This window comes from Roseburia sp. CLA-AA-H209, from assembly GCF_020687575.1.
In the GTDB taxonomy this organism is placed as follows: domain Bacteria; phylum Bacillota; class Clostridia; order Lachnospirales; family Lachnospiraceae; genus Roseburia_C; species Roseburia_C amylophila.
Map to the genome: position 1 here is coordinate 47,312 of NZ_JAJEQU010000011.1, position 24,140 is coordinate 71,451.

General features: G+C 42.1%; 29 protein-coding genes. All 29 read left to right on the forward strand.

Going from position 1 to position 24,140, the window contains the following annotated elements:
* The first annotated feature begins 7 nt into the window (after positions 1-7).
* The 29 genes from LKD41_RS10875 to LKD41_RS11015 all read left to right on the forward strand — a co-directional run bounded on the left by LKD41_RS10875 (position 8) and on the right by LKD41_RS11015 (position 24,134).
* Positions 8-532, forward strand: coding sequence for a hypothetical protein (locus tag LKD41_RS10875; RefSeq protein ID WP_118087286.1), 525 nt, complete (start codon positions 8-10; stop codon positions 530-532).
* The gene (locus LKD41_RS10880) at positions 529-1,308 is read left to right on the forward strand and encodes a hypothetical protein (protein ID WP_118087287.1); all 780 of its coding nucleotides are present in this window, start codon (positions 529-531) and stop codon (positions 1,306-1,308) included. Before LKD41_RS10875 ends, LKD41_RS10880 begins: the two co-directional genes overlap by 4 nt.
* 13 nt (positions 1,309-1,321) lie before the next feature.
* Entirely contained in the window at positions 1,322-2,080 is a 759-nt protein-coding gene (locus LKD41_RS10885; RefSeq protein ID WP_022242443.1) for a hypothetical protein, read from the forward strand.
* A 3-nt stretch (positions 2,081-2,083) separates the two neighbouring features.
* Positions 2,084-3,163 carry a MucBP domain-containing protein gene (locus tag LKD41_RS10890; RefSeq protein ID WP_227701177.1) on the forward strand — a complete coding sequence of 360 codons (1,080 nt, stop codon included), beginning with the start codon at positions 2,084-2,086 and terminating at the stop codon, positions 3,161-3,163.
* A 1-nt stretch (position 3,164) separates the two neighbouring features.
* Positions 3,165-3,641, forward strand: a complete 477-nt coding sequence (locus LKD41_RS10895) for a signal peptidase I (RefSeq protein WP_242986144.1) — start codon at positions 3,165-3,167, stop codon at positions 3,639-3,641.
* A 10-nt stretch (positions 3,642-3,651) separates the two neighbouring features.
* Complete coding sequence (locus LKD41_RS10900) at positions 3,652-4,623, forward strand: transglutaminase-like domain-containing protein (RefSeq protein ID WP_227701178.1); 972 nt, start codon at positions 3,652-3,654, stop codon at positions 4,621-4,623.
* Between the two features lie 15 nt (positions 4,624-4,638).
* A complete protein-coding gene (locus LKD41_RS10905) occupies positions 4,639-5,691 on the forward strand; it encodes a type II secretion system F family protein (protein ID WP_227701179.1) in 1,053 nt (350 codons plus the stop codon).
* Between the two features lie 13 nt (positions 5,692-5,704).
* Entirely contained in the window at positions 5,705-6,052 is a 348-nt protein-coding gene (locus LKD41_RS10910; protein ID WP_022242448.1) for a hypothetical protein, read from the forward strand.
* A 17-nt stretch (positions 6,053-6,069) separates the two neighbouring features.
* Positions 6,070-6,558: a DUF4860 domain-containing protein gene (locus LKD41_RS10915; protein ID WP_227701180.1), complete on the forward strand. Its 489-nt coding sequence runs from the start codon at positions 6,070-6,072 to the stop codon at positions 6,556-6,558.
* 10 nt (positions 6,559-6,568) lie between these two features.
* Positions 6,569-7,024, forward strand: a complete 456-nt coding sequence (locus LKD41_RS10920) for a hypothetical protein (RefSeq protein WP_022242450.1) — start codon at positions 6,569-6,571, stop codon at positions 7,022-7,024.
* Positions 7,017-7,508 carry a hypothetical protein gene (locus LKD41_RS10925; protein ID WP_227701181.1) on the forward strand — a complete coding sequence of 164 codons (492 nt, stop codon included), beginning with the start codon at positions 7,017-7,019 and terminating at the stop codon, positions 7,506-7,508. The genes LKD41_RS10920 and LKD41_RS10925 overlap by 8 nt, the downstream gene beginning before the upstream one ends.
* Before the next feature lie 19 nt (positions 7,509-7,527).
* On the forward strand, positions 7,528-8,583 hold the full coding sequence (locus LKD41_RS10930; protein WP_022242452.1) for a type IV pilus twitching motility protein PilT: 1,056 nt from the start codon (positions 7,528-7,530) through the stop codon (positions 8,581-8,583).
* Positions 8,584-8,698: 115 nt separating this feature from the next.
* Complete coding sequence (rplS, locus tag LKD41_RS10935; protein WP_227701182.1) at positions 8,699-9,052, forward strand: 50S ribosomal protein L19; 354 nt, start codon at positions 8,699-8,701, stop codon at positions 9,050-9,052.
* Between the two features lie 225 nt (positions 9,053-9,277).
* Complete coding sequence (gene lepB / locus LKD41_RS10940) at positions 9,278-9,865, forward strand: signal peptidase I (protein ID WP_197420859.1); 588 nt, start codon at positions 9,278-9,280, stop codon at positions 9,863-9,865.
* 30 nt (positions 9,866-9,895) lie between these two features.
* Complete coding sequence (ylqF, locus tag LKD41_RS10945; protein ID WP_117840819.1) at positions 9,896-10,747, forward strand: ribosome biogenesis GTPase YlqF; 852 nt, start codon at positions 9,896-9,898, stop codon at positions 10,745-10,747.
* A 48-nt stretch (positions 10,748-10,795) separates the two neighbouring features.
* Positions 10,796-11,359, forward strand: coding sequence for a signal peptidase I (lepB, locus tag LKD41_RS10950; protein ID WP_227701183.1), 564 nt, complete (start codon positions 10,796-10,798; stop codon positions 11,357-11,359).
* Between the two features lie 35 nt (positions 11,360-11,394).
* Positions 11,395-12,165, forward strand: a complete 771-nt coding sequence (locus LKD41_RS10955; RefSeq protein ID WP_227701184.1) for a ribonuclease HII — start codon at positions 11,395-11,397, stop codon at positions 12,163-12,165.
* 38 nt (positions 12,166-12,203) lie between these two features.
* Entirely contained in the window at positions 12,204-13,916 is a 1,713-nt protein-coding gene (fliK, locus tag LKD41_RS10960; RefSeq protein ID WP_227701185.1) for a flagellar hook-length control protein FliK, read from the forward strand.
* A 3-nt stretch (positions 13,917-13,919) separates the two neighbouring features.
* Positions 13,920-14,246 carry an EscU/YscU/HrcU family type III secretion system export apparatus switch protein gene (locus tag LKD41_RS10965; RefSeq protein ID WP_117946678.1) on the forward strand — a complete coding sequence of 109 codons (327 nt, stop codon included), beginning with the start codon at positions 13,920-13,922 and terminating at the stop codon, positions 14,244-14,246.
* Positions 14,247-14,344: 98 nt separating this feature from the next.
* Positions 14,345-14,704: a YraN family protein gene (locus tag LKD41_RS10970; RefSeq protein ID WP_022242460.1), complete on the forward strand. Its 360-nt coding sequence runs from the start codon at positions 14,345-14,347 to the stop codon at positions 14,702-14,704.
* 114 nt (positions 14,705-14,818) lie between these two features.
* Positions 14,819-15,679 carry a peptidoglycan editing factor PgeF gene (gene pgeF, locus LKD41_RS10975; protein ID WP_022242461.1) on the forward strand — a complete coding sequence of 287 codons (861 nt, stop codon included), beginning with the start codon at positions 14,819-14,821 and terminating at the stop codon, positions 15,677-15,679.
* Between the two features lie 85 nt (positions 15,680-15,764).
* Positions 15,765-16,346 (forward strand): methyl-accepting chemotaxis protein, encoded by a 582-nt coding sequence (locus LKD41_RS15680; protein ID WP_255667076.1) that lies wholly within the window; start codon positions 15,765-15,767, stop codon positions 16,344-16,346.
* A gap of 210 nt (positions 16,347-16,556) precedes the next feature.
* Positions 16,557-16,943, forward strand: a complete 387-nt coding sequence (locus LKD41_RS10985; RefSeq protein WP_022242463.1) for a GntR family transcriptional regulator — start codon at positions 16,557-16,559, stop codon at positions 16,941-16,943.
* Entirely contained in the window at positions 16,927-17,826 is a 900-nt protein-coding gene (locus tag LKD41_RS10990) for an ABC transporter ATP-binding protein (protein ID WP_022242464.1), read from the forward strand. The genes LKD41_RS10985 and LKD41_RS10990 overlap by 17 nt, the downstream gene beginning before the upstream one ends.
* The gene (locus LKD41_RS10995) at positions 17,801-19,714 is read left to right on the forward strand and encodes an ABC transporter permease (RefSeq protein ID WP_227701186.1); all 1,914 of its coding nucleotides are present in this window, start codon (positions 17,801-17,803) and stop codon (positions 19,712-19,714) included. Before LKD41_RS10990 ends, LKD41_RS10995 begins: the two co-directional genes overlap by 26 nt.
* 89 nt (positions 19,715-19,803) lie before the next feature.
* Positions 19,804-21,132, forward strand: coding sequence for a DUF512 domain-containing protein (locus LKD41_RS11000; protein WP_022242466.1), 1,329 nt, complete (start codon positions 19,804-19,806; stop codon positions 21,130-21,132).
* Positions 21,125-22,447: a ribosome biogenesis GTPase Der gene (gene der, locus LKD41_RS11005; RefSeq protein WP_227701187.1), complete on the forward strand. Its 1,323-nt coding sequence runs from the start codon at positions 21,125-21,127 to the stop codon at positions 22,445-22,447. Before LKD41_RS11000 ends, der begins: the two co-directional genes overlap by 8 nt.
* 4 nt (positions 22,448-22,451) lie before the next feature.
* The gene (gene plsY, locus LKD41_RS11010; RefSeq protein ID WP_227701188.1) at positions 22,452-23,108 is read left to right on the forward strand and encodes a glycerol-3-phosphate 1-O-acyltransferase PlsY; all 657 of its coding nucleotides are present in this window, start codon (positions 22,452-22,454) and stop codon (positions 23,106-23,108) included.
* A gap of 15 nt (positions 23,109-23,123) precedes the next feature.
* Complete coding sequence (locus LKD41_RS11015; protein WP_022242469.1) at positions 23,124-24,134, forward strand: NAD(P)H-dependent glycerol-3-phosphate dehydrogenase; 1,011 nt, start codon at positions 23,124-23,126, stop codon at positions 24,132-24,134.
* Positions 24,135-24,140: the final 6 nt, after the last annotated feature.

Consider the following 24,140-nt stretch of genomic DNA (forward strand, 5'->3'; position numbering starts at 1 on the left):
ATATAAGATGATGAAGAAAAAAACAAAAGTGTTCTGGCTGACTGCAGCAGCATTGGTATTCCTTACAGGGGCAGCAGTGCCACCGGCAATGGCGTATTTTACAACTTATGTGGAAGCGGAAGGAGGATATTCGATTACACTTGGTAATGAAACTACAATAGAAGAAAAAGTTGAAAATATGGAGAAGCATATCGTACTTACAAATACAGGAGAAAGTGATTGCTTTGTCAGAGTAAAGGTATTCGCAGGAAGTCAGATTACATTAACTATGTCCGGCTCGTCATGGAATCAGGGCGAAGATGGCTATTGGTATTATAGTGATATTGTTCCGGTAAGTGGCAATACAGAAGAACTTTTAGCCCAAATAGCAATACCGGAGGAATATAAAGAGAGTTTTAATGTAGTGGTCGTTCAGGAGTGTACACCGGTTCTCTATGAAGAGGATGGAACACCATATGCAGACTGGAACCGGATTGCAGATACCAGGACAGATATAGGAACTGCAGATGCAAGGGAGGCTGGTGAAGAATGAGCCGATTGAAAAAAGTAATGAAGGGAAGAAAAGGAACCTTTTTATTATTGGGTGCAGCAGTACTTCTTCTGGCAGGAAGTGCGGTTGGAAGTGCGAGAGCAGCACTTACTTACTATAGTGAGAATTATACCGCACAGATGGAAATGTATGATATCGGAGTGACTCTGGTGGAAGAATCTGCCAAGGGTTCTAAGGATATCAGCAGCCGTGATTATGCAGGAAGTGATGATGCCTGGAAGCAAAATCAGGGAGCACTTCTTACAGATATGCTGGATGAGACCGATGGAAAGCTGGTAGCCGGAAGAAATTATAAGGAAGCACTTTCCGTAAAAAACAGTGGCAATATTGATGAATATGTCCGTGTGAGAATTTATAAGAGCTGGAAGAATGAGGATGGAAGCAAGGAAACAACACTTGCTCCGAGTTTGATTGAATTAAACCTGACCCAGAATGGCTGGATTGTGGATGAAAATGCATCTACGGAGGAGAGAACTGTTCTTTACTGGCCATCGGTATTGAAGGTGGGTGAGAGTACACCGGCATTTTCTGATACTTTAAAGATTGATAATTCTATTACGTCAAAGGTAACGGAGCATACAACGGAGGAAAATGGACTTAAGACCACTACTACAACATTTAATTATGATGGGGTTTCCTTTCATGTAGAGGCAGAAGTGGATGCCGTACAGACACACAATGCGCAGGATGCGATTAAGAGTGCCTGGGGAGTTGATGTTTCTGTTGATTCCAATGGAAATCTGACATTACTGCAGTAAGGAGGAGACTGAGATGAAGAGAAAATGGATTGGTATCATGGCAGCTCTGGCTCTGGTTGCAGCAGCCCCTGTTCAGGTACAGGCAGAAGAGTTTTCCGGCGGTGATGACTGGAACGTAACGTTTGATGGAGAAAAATTAAACAGCACATTTAAAAATGCAGATATTGATGATGCGATATATCAGCTTCAGCCGGGAGATACGGTAAATATCAGACTGGAGTTAAAGAATACCTATGATGGGGATACGCAGTGGTATATGACAAATCAGGTATTACAGAGCCTTGAGGATTCACAGAGTGTGGCTTCCGGAGGAGCGTATTCGTACATACTTTCTTTTACGGCTCCGGATGGAAGTAACCGTATTTTATACAGCAGTGAAAATGTAGGTGGAGATACGGTAGGAGAAAGTGGTGAAGGTCTTCACCAGGCAACCAATGCAATGAAAGATTATTTCTATCTGGATGAGCTTGCGAAAGGTGAAAAAGCAGAGATTGCACTAACCGTAAAGCTGGAAGGTGAGACACAGGGAAATACCTATCAGGATACCCTGGCAAAATTGCAGATGAATTTTGCGGTAGAATTATTATCCAGTGGTTCAACACCATTGTCGAATCATGTCGTTATTAAAACGGGTGATAATAATCAGGTGCTTCTTTTTTCAGCACTTGCTCTGGCGGCAGGACTTGTTTTAGTCGTCCTTTTTGTTGTGAGAGTGAAGAGGACACGAAAAGAAGATGAGGCAGCTGAAAATCGGTTGGAAAAGGAGGAGTAAGGGATGAAGAATAAAATAAAAGAAAGAATGGAACGTATTCTTCACGGAAGTATTTTATTTACAACATTACTTACACTGGCATTTCCGGTACAGGCATGGGCAAAAGTTGGTGGAAATGAAACAGAATATACCTATACAGTAACGTTATGCTCTGGAAATCAGGGATATTTTTCAGATACGAATGGAATTACAGTAGACAATCATATAACAGGTTCTTCTTATCAGATTGAAAAGGAAAGCCAGGGAGAAAAAATAAAAATCAGTGGACTGAAATATGGTGACCGGATTATGGTTCGGGCACAGTCCTGTATTCAGCTAAAGGAAGATGGAAAATATTATATTGGTGGAATCCGGGAGAGCGGAAGGGATAATAATACTGTTGGAAAATCTGCCTTTGTGGTAGAATCTGATCAGGAGTATGTAGCAGCATATGCAATTGCGGGAAATATGGTAGCATATACTGTGAATTATCAGGATGCCAATGGAAATGCACTTTCAGACAGTGAGACCTTCTATGGTGCAGTGGGTGACCAGCCGGTGGTGGCGTTTAAATATTTTGAAAATTATCGTCCGCAGGCATATAATCTGACGAAAACCTTAAGCAGCAATGAAGCAGAAAACATTTTTACGTTTGTATACACGACGGATACACAGAGTGCGGCAAACAGTGCAAATGCCGGAAATGATGCAAATGCAGCAAACAATGCAAATGCAGCAGACAATGTGAATGCAGCAAACAATGCAAATGCGGCAAACAATGCGAATGCAGCAGATGATGCCAATGCGGATAATAATCAAGGGGCAGATGGAAATGTAAATATTCCGGATGAAGAGACTCCGCAGGAACTGGTAAATCTTGATGATGAGGAAACTCCGTTAGCAGATATGCAGCAAAAGGATGAGAAGACCAAAAGACCGGCAGGAAATATGCCATTGCTGATTGGTGTAGCATCAGCGGCAGTTGCAGGACTTGTGGCTCTTACTGCTTTTGCATTACGAAGAAAGAAAATGAATGTCAGAGCAGAGGCATTAACGAATGGGAAAAACAAAAAGAAAAAAGAGGACAATAGCCAGAATCTGTAGTATGATAGGAGTATCTCTTCTGATATTGGTGATTCTGATTTGCATACCATTGACATTACCAAGGCTTACAGGGTTTGATATTTATACAGTTGTAACCGGAAGCATGGAACCGGCGATTCCGGTAGGAAGTCTTATTTATGTCAGGGAAGAAGCACCGGCAGAACTTATGGAAGGTGAAGTTGTGGCATATCGGAGCGATACAGATGCGGGAATTATCATTACCCATCGTGTGGTGAAGAATCAGGTGGTGTCCGGTCAGCTGATTACCAAAGGAGATGCAAATGAAGCGGAGGATATTTCCCCGGTTTCCTATGCACAGGTAATTGGAAAAGTAACCCTGACCATTCCGGTATTAGGAGGGATATTTGCAGCTATGGTAACCTTTTACGGTAAAATTGTAATCGTCTCAGTTGTATTACTGGCGGCAATTTTATTATATATAGGTACAGATAGCAGGAATATACAGGAAAAGGAATAGGTGTGTTGTCATGCAGAGGCAGAAGAGCCGGCACAGTAAGAAATATTACCTGATAATATGGATGGCCGCAGGGATATTGCTGATGAGCGGTGCATTGGGAGGCTGTGGCGGAGAGAAGAATTCTCCGGAGCAAAGCAGCAATGATACCGCAAAGGGAAATCGTGATGCGACAGCAGAAGTATTACATCCGGAGGCTTCCGGAGAAGTGGCTTATGGGACAGATCAGATTGCCATTGATGCATCGCATGCATCCGATGGTTATGTGATGCTTAATTATACCGGAACTAATGAAAAAGTGAAATTCCAGATAGAGACACCGGAAGGGGAAGCATATACCTATCTGGTGACAAAGAATGGAACGTATATTGTATATCCGCTGACACAGGGAAGCGGTACTTACCAGTTGACCTTATATGAAGCTGCATCAGTAGAAGAAAATTTGTATGCAACAGCATTTACCCAGAGTATTGATGTTACCATTACGGATGAATTTGTCCCATTTCTGGCACCTAACTGCTATGTGGATTTTGATGAGAATTCCAAGGCGGTAAAGAAAGGGGAAGAACTGGCAGCAGGCTGCGACAGTGACCTTGATGTAGTAACCAACATTTATCATTATGTAATTGAAAATATTACATATGATGAAGAAAAAGCAGAGAATGTTGCATATGGATATGTGCCGGATGTAGATGAAACACTTTCGTCCGGAAAAGGAATCTGTTTTGATTATGCAGCATTGATGGCAGCGATGCTTCGTTCGCAGAGAATTCCAACCAAACTTCAGGTAGGATATGCGGGTGAGGCTTATCATGCGTGGATCAGCTGTTATGTGGATGAGATAGGCTGGGTAGATAATATGATATCTTTTGACGGAAAGGACTGGTCTCTTATGGACCCGACCCTGGCAGCCAATAATGATGATGATACTGTAAAAGATTATATTGGCGACGGAAGCCGTTATATTATAAAGTACACATATTAAGAGAGGAAGAAAAGTATGGGAAAAAGTAAAAAACAGCAAAAGCTGTCAAATCTTGAATGTGCATCTTTTTGCAGCCAGATGACAATGGTTCTGCATGCAGGCTTTCCGGCAGTTGAGGGGGTGTCATTATTACTGGAAGATGCAAAGGATGTGCAGGAAAAGGCAATACTTCAGGTAATGTATGATGAAATGATAAATACAGGACTGTTATATCCGGCACTGGAAAAGACCAGTGTATTTCCGGATTATCTTCTTCAGATGGTTAAGATAGGAGAAGAAACAGGTACACTGGATGATGTTATGAATGGGCTGACTCACCATTACGAGCGTGAGGATGAGATCGAGAAGAGTATTAAAAGCGCACTTACATATCCTTTGATTATGGTTGCTATGATGATAGCTGTAATTGTGATACTTTTAACAAAAGTAATGCCGGTATTTGAACAGGTATTTCGCCAGTTAGGCAGACAGATGACCGGATTTTCCGGTGGCATGCTGGTATTGGGAAAAACAATTTCGAATTATGCAATTGTATTCATTACAATAGCGGCGGTAATCGTTGGAGTATTTGTTTATTTTGTAAAGAGCAGCAGAGGACGAAGAGCGTTTGCTGGTTTTAGCAGAAAAATGCACTTGTTTCATGGCTTATACGATAAAATCGCAGCATGTCGTTTCGCAGACAGCCTGTATCTGACTTTAAAGAGTGGACAAAATCCGCAAAAAGGACTGGAATTTGCAGACGAATTGATTGCAGATAAGAATTTTTCAAAGAAGATTAAGAAATGCAGCCAGAAAATGGAAGAGGGCGAGGATTTTGCAGCAGCAGTAGGCGGTGCCGGAATATTTGAGGGCTTGTATGAGAGGATGCTGGTGATTTCCGGGAAAACCGGAGAGACCGATGAAACATTAGAGACGATAGCAAGACAGTATGAAAGAGAAATTGATCAGAGAATGTCTTCTTATATTGCAATATTAGAACCGACACTTGTAATTATTTTGTCTGTTATTGTCGGAATGATACTGTTATCCGTGATTCTTCCGTTGATGGGAATTATGGCAGGACTGTAAGAAGGAGATGCATATGGAAGGATTTCGTCGAAAGAGGCTTTTTTTTCATGAAAAAAGGCATTCTGTCTGGGCAAAGATATTATTTACGGTGGTCATTTCCAGTTGTATTATTTTATTGACCTGCCATGGATTGAACCGATTGATGGCGGATAGTAAAGAGGAGGAAAAACGTTCTTTAGAAGAGGCTTTGCAGAGAGAAATCGTGCAGTGTTATGTGCTGGAAGGACATTACCCGGACAGTCTTTCGTATCTGGAAGAACAGTATGGTTTTTCCTATGATAAGGAGCATTTTTTTGTGGACTACCAGCTGCTTGGAGCAAACATTATGCCGGATGTGACAGTAATTGAGCGCAAGAATTAGAGTGAAGAGGGATGAATATGGCAGAGAGTACCGCCAGAAAACATACAATTGATATATTATTTCCATGGGCATTGTTTGGGCTGCTGGCAATCTGCGGACTTCTGGTGCTTATCCTGGCAGCAGATATTTATCAGGATACGACGACTATGGCAGATGAAAATTATGAAAGCAGAACAGTATTGTCTTATCTTACGGAGAAGATTCATCAGAATGATAATGGGACAGTTACTATTGGTTCGGTGGATGGAACAGACAGCCTTATCATCCGTCAGGATTATGATGGAGAAGAATATTGTACCTATATTTTTGAAGAGGATGGCATGTTGAAAGAGCTTTTTGTCCGGTCCGGAACTGCTGTAAGTACAGCGGATGGAAAGGCAGTTATTCCGGTTGAAGATTTTAAGATGGAAGCTTTGGAAAATGGATTATTGCATTTTTCCTGTATGTCGGAAGAGGGGAGAAAAATGGATACTGTGGTGGCTGTTGTCGGCAGTGGGCAGGAATAGAGGAAGGCATATGATAGAAAGGCAGGCAAGACGTTCCGGGGTATTTTTACTGGAACTTATGATATCGATTTTATTTTTCTGTATTGCTGCAGCGGTGGGATTGCAGCTATTTGTAAAATCCCATTGCATCAGTGAAGATGCAGGAAATATGAATATGGCAGTACATAAGGCTGCAGCGGCAGCAGAAGTATTCCGCTCCGGAACAGATATGGAAGATTATCTGAAGGAAGAGTATTCTTATTATGAGAAAGAGGATAATACATTTTTGGTATCCTTTGCTGCTGACTGGGAGAACTGTAAGACGAAAGATGCGGAATATACCCTGTGGATTACACTGGGTGAAGCGAAGCAGCGGATGGTCGGTCATTTTGCAGTAAAGCAGAAGAATGGGGAGAAAGATAAGATTATTTATGAAGTGGAACTAAAGAGAGTAATCAGTCAGAGAGAGGCGGCAGAAGATGAGTAAGAGTGCATTATACGAAGAAAAACGCAGACCGCGTATAGCCAGTCCTTTTGGATACTCTTTTTTGTTAGTGGTAGTATTGATTCTGACTTTTTTATTATTTGCAGTGTTGTCATTATCTTCGTCCCTGCGGGATTATAAATACAGTAAACGGGCGGCAGATAAGATGAGTGCCTATTATGAAGCATGTAACAAGGCAAATGATGTCTTAGCAGAGATAGATGCTATTCTGGAAGAATCCGAAAATAAAGAAATGGCGCTGCAGGAAATTTCAGGATTGCCGGAGGTGAAGGACGCAGCTGATACCATAAGCTTTTGTGTGCCGGAGACGGACACACAGGAGTTACGTGTAAAGCTTTCTATTACGGAAGAGACGGATGGAGAGACAGGAGAAATGCTGGAATGGAGCATATTAGAATGGAAAGAAACTGCTACTGATGTAAGACAGGAGGAAACAAGGCTTCCGTTGATGGAGCGGCAGAAATAAAGAGATTGGTGGGAAAATTATGGATGTAAAAGAAGTATTACGAAAAGCAGTAGAGGAACACGCATCAGATATATTTATTATAGCCGGACTTCCGATATCATATCGTTCGAATAATGTAATTATAAAAGAAGAGGGAGAGCGGTTGATGCCTCCTGAGACAGAAAATTATTTAGAGCAGATATATGAACTGGCGGACCATCGTGATATTGACCGGTTATTAAAGCATGGGGATGATGATTTCTCCTTTGCGGTGCAGGGACTGTCAAGATTCCGTGTCAGTGCTTATAAGCAAAGAGGCGCATTATCAGCAGTGGTTCGTGTGATTACCTTTGATTTGCCAAAGCCGGAGGACATTGGAATTCCACAGAATATCATTGACCTTGGTCTGCAGCCAAAGGGAATGGTATTAGTAACAGGACCGGCAGGAAGTGGTAAGTCTACCACGTTAGCCTGCATGGTAGATGCACTGAACCGCCGGTGTGCCAAGCATATTATTACGTTAGAGGATCCGATTGAATATCTGCACAGCCATCAGCATGGAATTATCAGCCAGCGTGAGATAAATGTAGATACTGAAAATTATGTAACGGCATTACGTGCATCCCTGCGGCAGAGTCCGGATGTGATTCTTCTTGGAGAAATGCGTGATTACGAGACGATTGGTGTTGCTATGACGGCAGCAGAGACAGGTCATCTTATTATATCCACCTTACATACCATAGGAGCAGCTAATACCATCGACCGTATCATTGATGTGTTCCCGGCAAATCAGCAGCGGCAGATTGCAGTACAGCTTTCCATGGTGCTGCAGGCGATTGTTTCCCAGCAGCTTGTGCCGGATGTGAATGGCAATGTGATCCCGGCATTTGAAATTATGACTGTGACACCGGCAATCCGCAATATGATTCGTGAGAATAAAGTGCCACAGATTGACGGCGTTGTATATTCCTCGAACCGGGAAGATATGATATCCATGGACAGCAGTCTTTTGAAATTGTATCAGGAAGGAAAGATTACAAAAGAGACAGCACTGGTTTATGCATCCAATCCGGAAATGTTACAGAAACGCTTATAAAAATAGCTTGACGAGGCATAGAGAACATGATACAATACAACAGTTGTGAATAGGCGATGGTCCTCTGTTGCAAATGAATGCATTAAGAACATCAAAATATACAGGAGGTCACAAAATGAACGCAAGTGAAATTATTAAGAACATTGAAGCAGAGCAGTTAAAGGCAGATGCACCAGAGTTTCGTGTAGGAGATACCGTTAAGGTTTATGCGAAAATTAAAGAAGGAAACCGTGAAAGAATTCAGGTTTTCGAAGGTGTTGTATTAAAGAAACAGGGCGGAAGCAACCGTGAGACATTTACCGTTCGTAAATTCTCTAATGGTGTTGGCGTAGAGAAGACCTGGCCATTACATTCTCCTAACGTAGAGAAGGTTGAAGTAGTAAGAACTGGTAAAGTAAGAAGAGCTAAGCTGAATTACTTAAGAGGTCGTATCGGTAAGAAAGCAAAAGTAAAAGAGTTAGTAAAATAAGAATCTGTCAGAGGGACGTGCCAATGTGTATCGTCCCTCTTGTTGTATTTACGCGAGTAGCGAGAGAAATCGCATGCTTGCATGCAGATTTGGCGAGCACCGCGATAACTCGAGAAACTCGCAAAGCGTGTTTCTCGTAGTTACCACGTATTCATAAGAAGCTGCCGGTGGCAGATTCTGCAGATAGATCGAATGATATTCAGGTAAGAAGGAGAACATAAGATTATGCGTAGAGGAAGCGTTCGTGGTCTGAATTTTGGCAGACGTAGAAAGAAAATAAATGTACCACTGCTGAAGGAAATCGGCACCTGGGTCATTGAGATTGCAATTGTCCTGGTGATTTCATTTGTATTTGTATATTTTATCGGACTTCGGACCACTGTGGTAGGACAGTCCATGAACCCTACGATAGAGAACGGAGAAGAGATTCTGGTTAATCGTTTTGTTTATAAACTGAAGAAACCAAAAGCAAATGATGTTATTGTATTTCTTCCAAATGGAAATGAAAAGTCGCATTATTATGTAAAGCGTGTCATTGGGGTGCCGGGAGATAAGATACAGATAAAGAATGGAGCAGTCTATGTAAATGGAGAACTGTTTGATGAAAAAGTAGATACAGCTGCCATTGAAGATGCAGGACTGGCATCCGAAGAGATTACGGTAGGGGAAGATGAGTATTTTGTATTGGGAGACAACCGCAACAGCAGTGAGGACAGCCGTTATGCCAATATTGGAAATGTAAAACGGGAATATATTATAGGAAAAGCATGGTTCCGGATTTCTCCACTCCGGAAAATCGGTTTTATCAAATAGAAGGACAGTAAGGGAAGAGAGGAAAATAAGATGCAGTTTCAATGGTATCCGGGACATATGACGAAAGCAAAACGTCAGATGCAGGAAGATATAAAACTGGTAGATTTAGTAATAGAGCTGGTGGATGCAAGAATTCCGGTGAGCAGCAGAAATCCGGATATAGATACCCTGGGAAAAGGAAAAGCCCGTCTGATTTTGTTGAACAAATCTGACCTTGCAGATGAAAGAAAAAATGAAGGCTGGACAGAGTTTTTTAAGAAAAAGGGCTATTATGTAGTACGCATGGATGCCAGAAATAAAGGAAGCATGAAGCAGGTGTCTGCAATTATAGCAGAAGCCTGCAAGGAAAAGACGGAGCGTGATTTACGAAGAGGAATCAAGAACCGTCCGGTGCGGGCTATGGTAGTGGGAATCCCGAATGTGGGAAAATCCACCTTTATCAATACTTTTGCAGGAAAAGCCTGCGCCAAGACCGGAAATAAGCCGGGTGTAACCAAGGGCAAGCAGTGGATTCGCCTGAATAAGAATGTAGAACTTTTGGATACACCGGGTATTTTATGGCCAAAGTTTGAAGACCAGAGCGTTGGGTTAAGACTGGCACTGATAGGTTCTATCAAAGATGATATTTTAAATATTGATGAACTTTCACTGGAACTGATTCAGATTCTGCGGGAAGAGTATCCGGGTGTATTAAAGGAAAGATATGGAATGGAAGAAGAGGGAACACCGGCAGAGATGTTGGAGAAAATTGCCTTAAACCGTGGCTGTATCAAAAAAGGAAATGAAGTAGATTATGCCAAAGCCGCTGCACTGGTGCTGGATGAATTCCGTACTGGAAAGCTCGGTAAAATTTCACTTGAAAAACCGGAAGTGGAAGCATAAGATAAAAATAAGAATAGGAATCAAAAAGAGTTGGAGCAAGACGGAGATATGAAGGAAGAAGAACGCGGCAAAAGAGGAAAGGCGGTAAGGGAAAGTGTCAGTTTCATATTATATCTCATTGTGATTGTGATACTGACATTTTTGATGATACGTTATGTTGGACAGCGGACCAGAGTGGATGGTTCGTCCATGGAAAATACCCTTACCAATGGAGATAATCTGATTGTAGATAAGATATCCTATCGGTTTCATGAACCGGAACGTTTTGATATTATTGTATTTCCGTATCAGTATAAGGAAGACACTTATTTTATCAAACGGATTATCGGAATGCCGGGAGAAACGGTACAGATTACCGATAAGGGAGAGATATTGATTGACGGAGAAGAACTGGTGGAATCTTATGGAAGAGAGGTTATTAAAGACCCGGGACTTGCATCAGACCCGATTACATTAGGTGAGGATGAATATTTTGTGATGGGAGATAACCGCAATTACAGCAAGGACAGCAGGTTCCCGGATGTTGGAAATATCAAGCGGGCGGATATCATAGGAAAAGCATGGCTTAGAATCTATCCATTTGATAAAATTGGATTTATCCGGCACCAGTAATAAAATCGGAAGAGTAGTTAGAGGGTAAAGTAATTATGGCAGAAGAAAAGAAAATCGGAGCAATCAAAGAAGAGTTACAGGCAGCAGAAGACAGTATGCTGCCTGATTTTATAGCAAGATATGAAAAAGATGAACGAAGCGGCGTAAAGAGCCTTGTGGAAAAAGCAGGAAAGCGGATACAGAGGCTTGAGGCAGAGTATGCCCGGATTGAAAATCTGAAAAAGTATGAAAAAGAATATGCGGATGCCGGTTATATCTGCGGTATAGATGAAGTGGGAAGAGGTCCGCTGGCGGGGCCGGTTGTGGCAGGAGCTGTGATTCTGCCAAAGGATTGTGACATTTTATATATCAATGATTCCAAGAAACTCAGTGCATCCATGCGTGAAAAACTCTATGATGAAATTATGGAGAAGGCAGTGGCAACAGGAATTGGAATGGCAGGTCCGGGGCGGATTGATGAAATTAATATTTTGCAGGCTACTTATGAAGCTATGCGACAGGCTATAACGAATTTGAAAGTAAAACCCGATATATTATTAAATGATGCGGTGACAATACCGGGAGTAGATATCCGTCAGGTTCCGATTATCAAAGGAGATGCAAAGAGCATTTCCATTGGAGCAGCCAGTATCATTGCAAAGGTAACAAGGGATCGCATGATGGTTGAATATGCGAAAATTATGCCGGAATATGGATTTGCGGATAACAAGGGTTATGGCTCCGCAGCCCATATTGCAGCAATCAAAGAATATGGACCAACACCAATTCACCGGAGAACCTTTATTAAGAATTTTTACAGTGAATAATTCCAAAGAAATTGGCGATGCAGAGTGGAGTGATTGATATGCAGATTTCAGACATGTTAGCACAATACAACAGAAGTTCGGCTACCGGAGCTACAGCAACAGCCCCGCAGCAAGGGGTTCAGCAGCTGGTATCAGCCGTACGGGAAATGACGGTAGGAAATGTATTTGAAGGAACCGTAAATGATATCAAAAACGGAACGGTTACGCTTGGACTGGCAAATGGCCAGACTGTTCAGGCGAGAATAGCAGCAGGCGTACAGTTAGCCGTTGGTCAGGCGATGTTTTTCCAGGTGAAATCCAATGATGGAACTACCGTTGAAATTCGACCTTATACCAATGGAAATCTCAATAATCCGACGTTGTTAAAGGCACTGGATGCAGCAGGCATTCCGGCAGAACCAAGAATGATAGATATGGTCAATTCCATGATGGAAGAGCAGATGTCCATTGGCAGGGAAAGCCTTATGGATATGGCACGCAGTATTTCTGCATATCCGGATGCGGATATTAAGTCACTGGTATTGATGCATAAGCTTGATATTCCGATGTCAGAAGAATTTATCCGGCAGTTTGAAAATTATAAATCTGATCAGGCGGCAATCACTTCACAGTTTGATGATGTCTTGGAAAGCATCGGAAAATTATATCAGAACGAAAACCTTTCCGAGACAGAGGCATTGGAACTGGGAAGCCGAATCTATCAGGTGTTGAAGCAGGATGGTTCTTTGGATATGTCTGTAATTGTAAAAGAGGGAGTACAGAAAGGAAGCTGGAGTCCGGTGGAACTTCAGGAAGGAGCCATACTGGAAGGAGCGTCAGAATTTGCTGCCACAGAAATCACAGGAACGGAATTAGCAGAAACTGAAACGATAGCAGGATCCATAGAAGAAACATTAGATGGCGTGCAGTATTATGCCAGGGGCAGTGTCGGCGCATTGTTTACAGAGGGGCAGATGAAGGATTTTTCAAATCTTCTGAAAGAATTTCCACAGCTTGCAGGCAGTAAATTATTTACCGCAGAGGGGACTTTAAACGGAAATCTTTCTACAGGTGCATTTCTAAAAGAACTGCATCAGGCACTGGATGAGATAATGGGTTTAACCGGAGGTTCTGCAAAGAAACTGTTTTCCGGTAAAGAGTATCAGAAAGTGCTGGAATATGAGGTAAAACAGCAGTGGACACTAAAACCGGAAGAAATCAAAGGGGATGCTGTTAAGCATCTTTATGAGAAGATGGAAAATCAGATGCAGAAGATGCAGGAGCTGGTGCAAGAATCCGGTCAGAGCAATACTTCCCTTGCGAAAGCAGTAAGTAATCTGCAGGGGAATATTGAATTTATGAATCAGATTAATAATGCCTATCATTATGTGCAGATTCCCCTTCGGATGTCAAATCAGAATGCCCACGGAGATTTATTTGTCTATACTAATAAGAGTGGTGTGGACAGACCGGATGGCGAACTGAGTGCTTTTTTACATCTTGATATGGATAACCTTGGTGCAACGGATGTGTCTGTGCGGATGAAGGATAGAAAGGTGCATACGAATTTTTATCTGGAGGATGAGAAATCCTATGATTTAATCGAAGAACATATGGCTGAGCTGATGCAGCGGCTGCAGGAGAAAGGATATTCCTGTACGGTACAGGTGGAGAACCAGTCCAGAAAGAAAAATCTGGTTGAAGATTTTATGCAGCAGGAGCATCCGTCAGTCGGAATCCTGCATCGGTATTCCTTTGATATGAGGGCGTAATTTATGAAAAATGGAATCTGGCATCCGGCAGACTTTGATGGGAAAAATGCCGGAGAAGAGAAAACAAAAGAAAAAACAGCAGTTGCCATCGCATATGAGCCGGGAGAGAGGGCACCAAAGATACTGGCAACCGGCAAGGGGTATCTTGCGGATAAAATTATTGAGAAAGCCAAAGAGGAAGATGTTCCGCTGTATCAGGATAATCAGCTGGCAAATACCTTATCCAGGCTTGAAATTGGAGATATGATTCCGCCGGAATTATATGAAGTAGTGGCAGAGATACTTGTCTTTGTCGATGATATGGATAAGCTGCGCAGTAAATTGGAATAAAAATAGCTGTAACGGCAAACGGGATAGTGGAAATCCAAATAGCAGGAATCCAAATAGTGGAAATCCAAATAGCAGGAATAACAGAAAGGGGAGCAGGGATGGAAAATAAACGCAGCATGGGCAGTGAGTATGAAAAAAAGGCGGCAGAGTATTTAAAGGCATCCGGCTGCAGTATCTGTGAGATGAATTACCGCTGCAGGTTCGGAGAAATTGATATGATTGCAAGAGATGGAAAATATCTTGTTTTTGCAGAAGTAAAATACCGCAGTGATACCGGAAAGGGACTTCCACAGGAAGCGGTAGATTACCGTAAACAAAGGAAAATATCAAGAGTGGCAGATTATTACCTGATGTGTAAACATATGATGGGACTGCCCTGCAGGTTTGATGTGATTGCAATATTAGGAGAGGACATACAGTGGCTGAAGGATGCTTTCCCCTATATAGAGCCTTATTAGTGACAGATGAGACTTGATACAGGAAAAAGAATGCTGGAGAATTGAACCAGTTACAGCATGGAATCCGTTACAGCATGGAGTTGGAACTGGAAAAATAAGAACAGGAAAAGAAAAATGACAGAATTTCAGATAAAAGAGGATGGACGAACCATGATACCGTCCGTATTTTCCCATGCGGGGAAAAAAGAATTAGTGTTACTGCAGTATCCACAGTTGCAGGCACTTGATATGGTAAAACACTGCTTTACCACAAGAATGGGTGGAGTAAGTAAGAATGAATTTTCTTCGCTGGATTTAAGCTTTAACCGTGGAGATGACATAGAGGCAGTAAAGGAAAATTTCCGCAGGGTAGCTGAGGCAATGGAAGTTCCGGCAGGGCAGATTGTCTGCTCTGACCAGACCCATACCACCAATGTAAGAAAAGTAACAGCAGAGGATGCAGGAAGCGGACTGACAAAGGAACGGCCGTATCATGATGTGGATGGATTGATTACCGATGTGCCGGGGCTGATGCTTGCAACCTTTTATGCAGACTGTGTGCCGCTTTACTTTGTGGATACAAAGCATAGGGCAATCGGACTGAGCCATTCCGGCTGGAGGGGCACGGTTAACAGAATGGGAAGAGCCACGCTGAAAGCAATGGCAGAAGCATATGGAACAGTACCGAAGGATGTATGGTGTGCGATAGGCCCATCTATCTGCCAGGACTGTTATGAAGTAAGTGAAGATGTGGCACTGGAATTTGAACAGGAGTTTTCCGGTCATGGCAGTGAAATTATGTACCGGAAAGAAAATGGAAAGTATCAGTTAAATCTCTGGAAAGCCAATGAAAGAGTGCTTTTAGATGCGGGAATCCTGCCGGAAAAACTAATCTTGCCGAATGTGTGTACCTGCTGTAACAGTGAACTGTTGTTTTCGCACAGAGCAAGTCATGGAAGAAGAGGAAATCTTGGGGCATTTTTGTGCATTAAATAGAAAAATGTCAAAAAATGAAAAATTTTTTTGTTCACAAAGCAAACATGTGATATAATTAGGATAAATAATTTAGGAGGGCAGAAATATGCAGTTGAATAAGATATTTAATGCAGAAGATATAGAGGTACTTTTTGCACAATGGGAAAACGTAACAGGAGTAAAACCATTACTTCTGGATTCTGATGGAAGTGTAGCAATCGGGGAAGGTGAAGCATCTGAATACAGAGATGTGATCAAAGCCGGAATTGAAATTGTTGGATATCTTTCTTATGCGAAGAAGGAAGACGCAGAGGATGAAAACGAAGCTAAAGCTAAGATAGCAGCGCTGACTATCGTTCTGACACAGCTTGCAGCATCTGAAGAGAAGAGAATGGATGAAGAGAAGAAGAATTCTGATATTCATGAGAATGTACAGAAGACCTCAGAATACATCCAGAAGATTAATGATATTACCAAACAGCTGGACAAGATTGAAAAGAACCAGAAGATTCTTGCATTAAACGCTTCTATTGAGGCTGCTCGTGCAGGAGAGGCTGGAAAAGGATTCGCAATTGTTGCAACCAATGTATCTGCACTGGCAACAGACTTTGGTAATAACAACCGCGAAATCAAAGATGAATTACAGAAGTTAAATGAAGTAATTGCAGCAATTGAAAAATGTGAATAATATTTCCTGATGAAAGGAAGATAGAGTAGTGTAAAGAGACGGAATCAGTGTAAACTGGTTCCGCTTTTTTACGCGAGCAGCATTAAGGAATTATTAATAAAATCATACAGATATTTTTCTTGTGTCTCATCTGCTGGGATGTTATAGTGTGCGTATCAATTGAAGTAATACGGATAATACACCTACGATATTCCAAAAGGAGGAAGCGAAGTGATACAGCTTAATTACAGGGATGCAAAGCCTATTTACGAACAGATTAAAGATGGAATGCGTCATCTTGTGATTTCCAATGCATTGACAGCGGATGAAAAACTGCCATCTGTGCGTGAACTGGCAGCAACACTGGCAATTAATCCGAATACCATCCAGCGGGCGTACCGTGATCTGGAGAAAGAAGGATATGTCTATACCATTTCCGGGAAAGGAACATTCGTGGCTGCCCAGAAGCATGTAAAGGATGCAAGAACAGTGGAATTAAAAGGACATTTTGATGAAATTGTATCAGAATTGCTGTATCTGGCAGTAGAGCCGGAGCAGTTGAAACATCGGATAACGGAACTGGAAGGAGAAGAAGATATTCATGATACGGGTAAATAATGTAGTGAAAACATTTGGGGATTTCCGGGCGTTAGACGGTGTAAACCTGCATGTAAGGGATGGAGCAATTTATGGACTGGTAGGACCGAACGGAGCCGGGAAATCTACGATAATAAGACATATTACCGGAATCTATAAGCCGGATGCCGGCAACATAGAAATAGCCGGGATGCCGGTGTATGAGAATCCTCAGGCAAAGGCCAGATTTGCATATATTCCGGATGATCTTTTCTATTTCCAGCAGGCAGATGTCATGGAAATGAAACGCTTTTATAAGGGAATCTATAAGACTTTTGATGAAGATTTGTTTTTCCGGATCCGGGATGCATTTTCCAACATTGATCCGAAGATGACCATTCGGAGAATGTCAAAGGGAATGCAGAAGCAGGCGGCTTTCTGGCTGGCAATCAGCTGCAGACCGGAGCTTATGATTTTAGATGAGCCGGTAGATGGACTAGACCCGGTAATGAGAAGGCAGATCTGGAGCATCATCATGTCTGATGTGGCAGAACATGGAACTACGGTGTTAGTATCTTCCCATAACTTAAGAGAGCTGGAGGATGTCTGCGACCATGTGGGTATTATGCATCATGGAAAAGTAATGTTAGAACGTTCCTTAAGCGAACTACAGGGAAGTGTCTGTAAGATTCAGGTGGCATATCAGGAAAGAATGCCGAAGCTTCCGGCTGATTTTGAAGTGTTACATATGTCCAGTACCGGAAGGGTATATACCATGATTGTAAAAGGCAATCCCAAAGAGGCAAAGCTGCGGTTAGAACAGACTTCGCCGATGCTGATTGATGTGCTGCCTCTGACATTGGAAGAAATTTTTATTTACGAATTAGGAGGTGCGGATTATGCGGTCAAAGACATCTTACTTTAATGAGACGGTATTTTGGAAAAATATTACGCATTTCTGGCCTGTCTGGCTGATTTATACGATATTGCTGCTATGTATGGTTCCTCTGCGGCTGTTAGTGAATTCCGGGATTTCTTATGAAGGTTATTCAGCACAGGAAATTAAAGAAATAAAAATGAATAATTTTATGCAGATCCTGTTTTCGGATGGAAGTGGTGCGCTTATAGCACTCCTTAGTCTGGCAATTGGAATTATTGTAGCAATGGCAGTATTTTATTATCTTTATAATAACAGAAGCTCACATCTGTTTCATTCACTGCCGTTGAAAAGAACGGAACTTTTTATCAGTAATTTCCTGTCAGGAATTTGCATGCTGGTGGTTCCTGTACTATTGGCGTTTATTCTTGGAACAGTATGCTGCATTATGCAGGGAATTACAAGTCTGCAGTATCTGCTGGCGTGGGCACTGATGCTGACGGGAGAGAGCTTTTTCTTCTACAGTATGGCAATTTTCGTTGGCATGTTTAGCGGTCAGTTATTGGCAATGCCGGTATTCACGATTATTCTGAACGTATTATATATAGGATGCCGCTATGTGATTACATGTATGATTAGTACAATTGGCTATGGTATGGCGAATTCTTATGCTGACCGTATGAATAGTATTTTATCACCGGTGATATATCTTTCAAATAAGGTGGGAGTAGAGTATGACTATTTAGAGGACAGGATAGAATACCATATGTTTGGCCTTTCGGTTGTAGGGATCTATGTGCTGGTGGGTGTGGTGCTGATAGTGATATCCTGTCTGCTTTATCAGAAACGTAAACTGGAAACCACGGGAGATGTGCTTACAATTCCGGCAACCCGCCCGGTGTTCCGCTGGGGAATGGCTTTTTGTGTGGCTTTTCTTACTGCAATTCTGCTGAGCGGACTGTTGGGCGTGCTGGTACATACATCACTGGGCAATTTCCTGATGGTTTTATTTACAACATTGATTGCAGGCTTTCTGGCATTTTTCGTTGCGGAAATGATTTTGACGAAGAAACTGCGTGTAGTGACCAAAAAGAGATTGTTAGAATGTGGCGTCATGTTAGGAATTTCCGTCGTATTTCTTCTTTGTATCAAATGGAATGCGTTCGGACTGGAAAATAAAATCCCGGATAAGAAGGAAATTGTCGCAGCAAATATTAACTGCTATTTTGAAATAGAAGAAAATTCAGAAAGCGGAATTGATGAAATTATGAGTATTCATCAGCAGATTATTGATTCGAAGAAGGAATTTCAGGCATATCAGGGCTCGTCTGATTTAGATAAGGCATTGCAGTGGGTAGAGATTGATTATCAGCTTGCAGACGGAAGCATTATGGTGAGAAGCTATGATGTACCGGCTGCTAAAAATTATTATGAAAATGCAGATTCGGTTGTTTCAAGAATCTATGCTATGTCTATGGATCCGGAGAATTATCTCAAGGGGAATCTGATGGTGAATTATGATGACCCGAATAATCATATTATTTCAATGGAGTTTGATACCTATGACCAGAATTTAGAATATGGCAGCATTAATATACCTGATGAGCGGGCGCAGGAAATATATGATGCTTATCTTAAGGACATCCGGGCAGGTCATATTTATCTGAATACAGTAAATGATAACTACTATAAACATACGTATATCAATGGACTGTATCTGCATGTCTATAACAGCCAGGGAATCCAGCTTACCAGAGGGGAACAACGGATGTGGGGAATGGAAAACAGTAAAGATTATTATTTCGATTTGAATTTGAATGATCGTTGTGTATACACGATTAACAAACTGCTGGAGTTACATATCATTGAGTCGGAGGATGAACTGATGACGTTACAGGAAATGGAAGACAGAAGCATGAGTATGGAGCAGGAATAAATGGAAGGGTGGAATAACTGTTGTTATTCTGCCCTTTTTATTGTAAACTAAAGAGGTATTATAATATAGAAAGATTGAGAAAATAATTTATGCATACAAAGAAACATGTCATCAGTGGAGTTAAACCGGACAGCATTGCCATGGAGCTTGAGCTGGAGCCGGGAGATGAGCTGATTTCCATTAATGGCAAAGAAATAGAAGATGTATTTGACTATCAGTTCCTGACAGAGGACGAGTATCTTCTGGTGGTAGTAAGAAAGAATAATGGCGAAGAGTGGGAACTGGAAATTGAAAAAGATTATGATGAAGACCTTGGAATCGAATTTGAAAACGGACTGATGGACGATTACAAATCCTGTTCCAATAAGTGTATGTTCTGTTTTATTGACCAGATGCCGCCGGGCATGCGTGAGACACTTTATTTTAAAGATGATGACTCCAGACTTTCCTTCTTACAGGGGAATTATGTAACGCTGACCAATATGAAGGATAAGGATATTGAACGTATCATATACTACAATCTTGGACCGATTAATGTGTCGGTGCATACCACGAATCCGAAGCTTCGCTGTACCATGTTGCACAACCGTTTCGCTGGAGAAGCCTTAAAGAAAATCAAACGCTTATCAGATGCCGGAATTGAAATGAATGGACAGGTTGTACTCTGCAAGGGCGTCAATGATGGCGAAGAGTTAGAGCGGACCATCCGTGATCTGACAGAATATATTCCAAATATGCAGAGCCTTTCTATTGTACCGGTCGGCCTGACAAAATACCGGGAGGGCTTATATCCTTTGGAAGCTTTTGAAAAAGAGGATGCAGGAAAAGTCTTAGAGCAGATTCACCGCTGGCAGGATTATTGCATGGAGCATTTCGGTACACACTTTGTGCATGGAGGAGACGAGTGGTATCTTCTGGCAGAGCAGCCTCTTCCGTCTGCAGAAAACTATGATGGATATATCCAGCTGGAAAATGGCGTGGGAATGATTACACTGCTGCGGGATGAATTCCGGGAGGCACTTGCAGCAGAAAAAGGTGATGCCAATCTGAAAAGGACAGTTACGCTGGTAACCGGAAAGCTGGCAGGACCGATTTTGGAGGAACTGACAGGAGAAATGAAGGAGAAGTTTCCAAATGTAAAGATACGGGTCCGCGTGATCCGAAACGATTTCTTCGGAGAACGGATTACCGTTGCAGGACTTCTGACCGGACAGGATATTATCGCACAGCTTAAGGACGAAGATTTGGGAGATGAGATACTGCTGCCATGCAATGTATTGCGTATGGGAGAAGATGTTTTCTTAGATGACATCACATTGACGGAGCTGAAAAGAACTTTACAAGTACAGGCAGATATTGTAAAATCAAGCGGGCAGGATTTGCTGAATGCAGTCCTTGGAAGGAGACAGAATGAGTAAACCAGTAGTAGCTATTGTAGGCAGACCAAACGTAGGAAAATCAACACTTTTTAACGTGTTGGCAGGTGAAAGAATTTCTATCGTACAGGATACTCCGGGGGTAACCCGTGACCGTATATATGCCGAAGTATCCTGGCTTGACTATAACTTTACCTTAATTGATACCGGCGGTATTGAGCCGGACAGCGGAGATATTATTTTATCCCAGATGCGGGAGCAGGCACAGATAGCCATTGATACCGCAGATGTCATTATTTTTATTACGGATGTAAGACAGGGGCTTGTAGATGCAGACCAGAAAGTAGCTGACATGCTGCGCCGTTCCAAGAAGCCAATTATTCTTGCAGTAAATAAAGTAGATGATTTTAAAAAATATATGCCGGATGTTTATGAATTTTATAATCTTGGAATTGGTGACCCGGTTCCGGTATCTGCAGCATCCAGACTTGGAATCGGTGATTTGTTAGATGAAGTGGCAAAGCATTTTACCCAGGAAATGTTAGAAGAAGCAGAAGATGACAGACCGCGTATTGCCATTGTAGGTAAGCCGAATGTAGGTAAGTCATCACTGATTAACAAGCTGACCGGTGAAAACCGTGTGATTGTTTCTGATATTGCCGGAACTACAAGAGATGCCATTGATACCGATATAAAATATAATGGCAGAGAATATGTATTTATTGATACGGCAGGACTCCGGAGAAAGAATAAGATTAAAGAAGAATTAGAGCGTTACAGTATCATCCGGGCAGTAACAGCAGTGGAACGTGCAGATGTGGTCATTATTGTAATTGATGCTACAGAAGGCGTAACGGAGCAGGATGCCAAGATTGCTGGAATTGCCCATGAAAGAGGCAAAGGAATTATCATTGCAGTGAATAAATGGGATGCCATTGAAAAGGATGATAAGACCATTTACAAGCATACAGAGAAAATCCGTCAGATTTTAAGCTTCATGCCATATGCAGAGATTTTATTTATTTCAGCCAAGACCGGACAGCGTACCGGCAGGATTTTTGAGACCATTGATGTAGTGCTTGAAAATAACAGCATGCGTGTGGCAACCGGTGTATTAAATGAGATTATGGCAGAGGCAGTTGCCATGCAGCAGCCACCAACGGATAAGGGAAAACGCTTAAAATTATATTATATTACACAGGCAGCGGTAAAACCGCCAACTTTTGTTATCTTTGTAAATGACAAGAACCTGATGCATTTTTCCTATACAAGATATCTGGAAAATAAGATTCGGGAAGCATTTGGCTTTAAGGGTACTTCCCTGAAATTCATTATAAGGGAAAGAAAGGAAGATTAATAAAATGTTATTCGGACGTGTAATATCAGTAGGAATCGGATATTTATGCGGTATGTTTTTATCCGGCTTCTTATATGGAAAGAAAGAAAATGTGGATTTACGTAAGGTGGGCAGTGGAAATGTAGGAACTACCAACACCATGCGTAACCTCGGCGTGAAGGCAGGCATTCTTACCTTGATCGGTGATGTGTGCAAGGTATTTATGGCAATGGTCATTGTATGGCTCATTTTCCGGAACCGTTATCCGGACAGTGTGAAGGTCTTAGAGCTTTATGCTGGTGTGGGCTGCATCTTAGGTCACGATTTTCCGGCTTATATGAAATTTAAAGGCGGAAAGGGAATTGCCTGTACCGGTGGTCTACTGATTGGCTTCTGTCCGCTGGCAGTGCCAATAAGCCTTGGAATTTTTATTCTCGTGGTAGCAATCACACGGTATGTTTCCCTGGGTTCCATACTTGGTGTAATCAGTCTTGAAATACAGATTATCGTATTTGGCCAGATGGGACTGCTTTCCGTACCGGAGCAGTATATGACAGAGGTGTATATTGTATTCGGTTTTGTGGCGGGACTGGCAATCATTTTACATCATGCCAACATCGGAAGACTTCTTAAGGGAACCGAGAACAAATTCAGTTTCCATTCAAAGAAACAGGAAGCATAGGAAAGGAAAAAACAAATGTCTGATATCAGTATCATTGGAGCCGGAAGCTGGGGAACTGCTTTATCGGTGGTATTACATAAAAACGGTCATAAGATTACAATCTGGTCTGCACTTGCACCGGAAATTGAAATGTTAAAGGAAAAGCATGAGCAGGCAGAAAAACTTCCGGGCGTTATTTTACCGGATGATATTATGTTCACAACAGATTTAAAAGAAGCAATCGAGGGAAAAGATATGCTCGTCTTAGCAGTGCCTTCTCCATTTACCAGAAGCACAGCAAAAGCAATGAGCCCGTTCGTAGCAGAGGGACAGCTTATTGTCAGCGTGGCAAAGGGAATTGAAGAGAATACGTTAATGACTTTATCTGAAATTATTATGGAAGAGATTCCACAATGTGAGGTGGCGGTTTTATGTGGACCAAGCCATGCGGAAGAAGTAGGAAAAGAAATTCCGACCAGTCTGGTAGCAGGAGCAAAGAAGCGTGCCACAGCAGAACTGGTCCAGAACACCTTTATGAGTGAAGTATTACGTGTTTATACCAGCCCGGATGTACTGGGGATGGAAATCGGAGCATCCTTAAAGAATGTCATTGCACTGGCAGCAGGTATGGCAGACGGACTTGGTTATGGAGATAATACCAAGGCAGCACTGATTACCCGTGGAATTTCAGAGATGGGAAGACTTGCCCTTGCCATGGGAGCGAAATATGAGACCTTAAGCGGACTGACCGGAATGGGTGATTTAATCGTAACCTGTGCCAGCAAGCACAGCAGAAACCGTCGTGCCGGATATCTGATGGGGCAGGGATATACCATGCAGCAGGCAATGGATGAAGTAAAGATGGTAGTTGAGGGTGTCTATTCTGCCAAAGCAGCAATTGCTTTAGCGAAGAAATATCATGTAGATATGCCGATTATTGAACAGGTCAATGAAGTATTATTTGAAAATAAACCTGCGAAGGATGCAGTAAAAGAACTGATGCTCAGAGATAAAAAGGTAGAGCATGACGACCTGGAATGGCAGTAGGAGAAA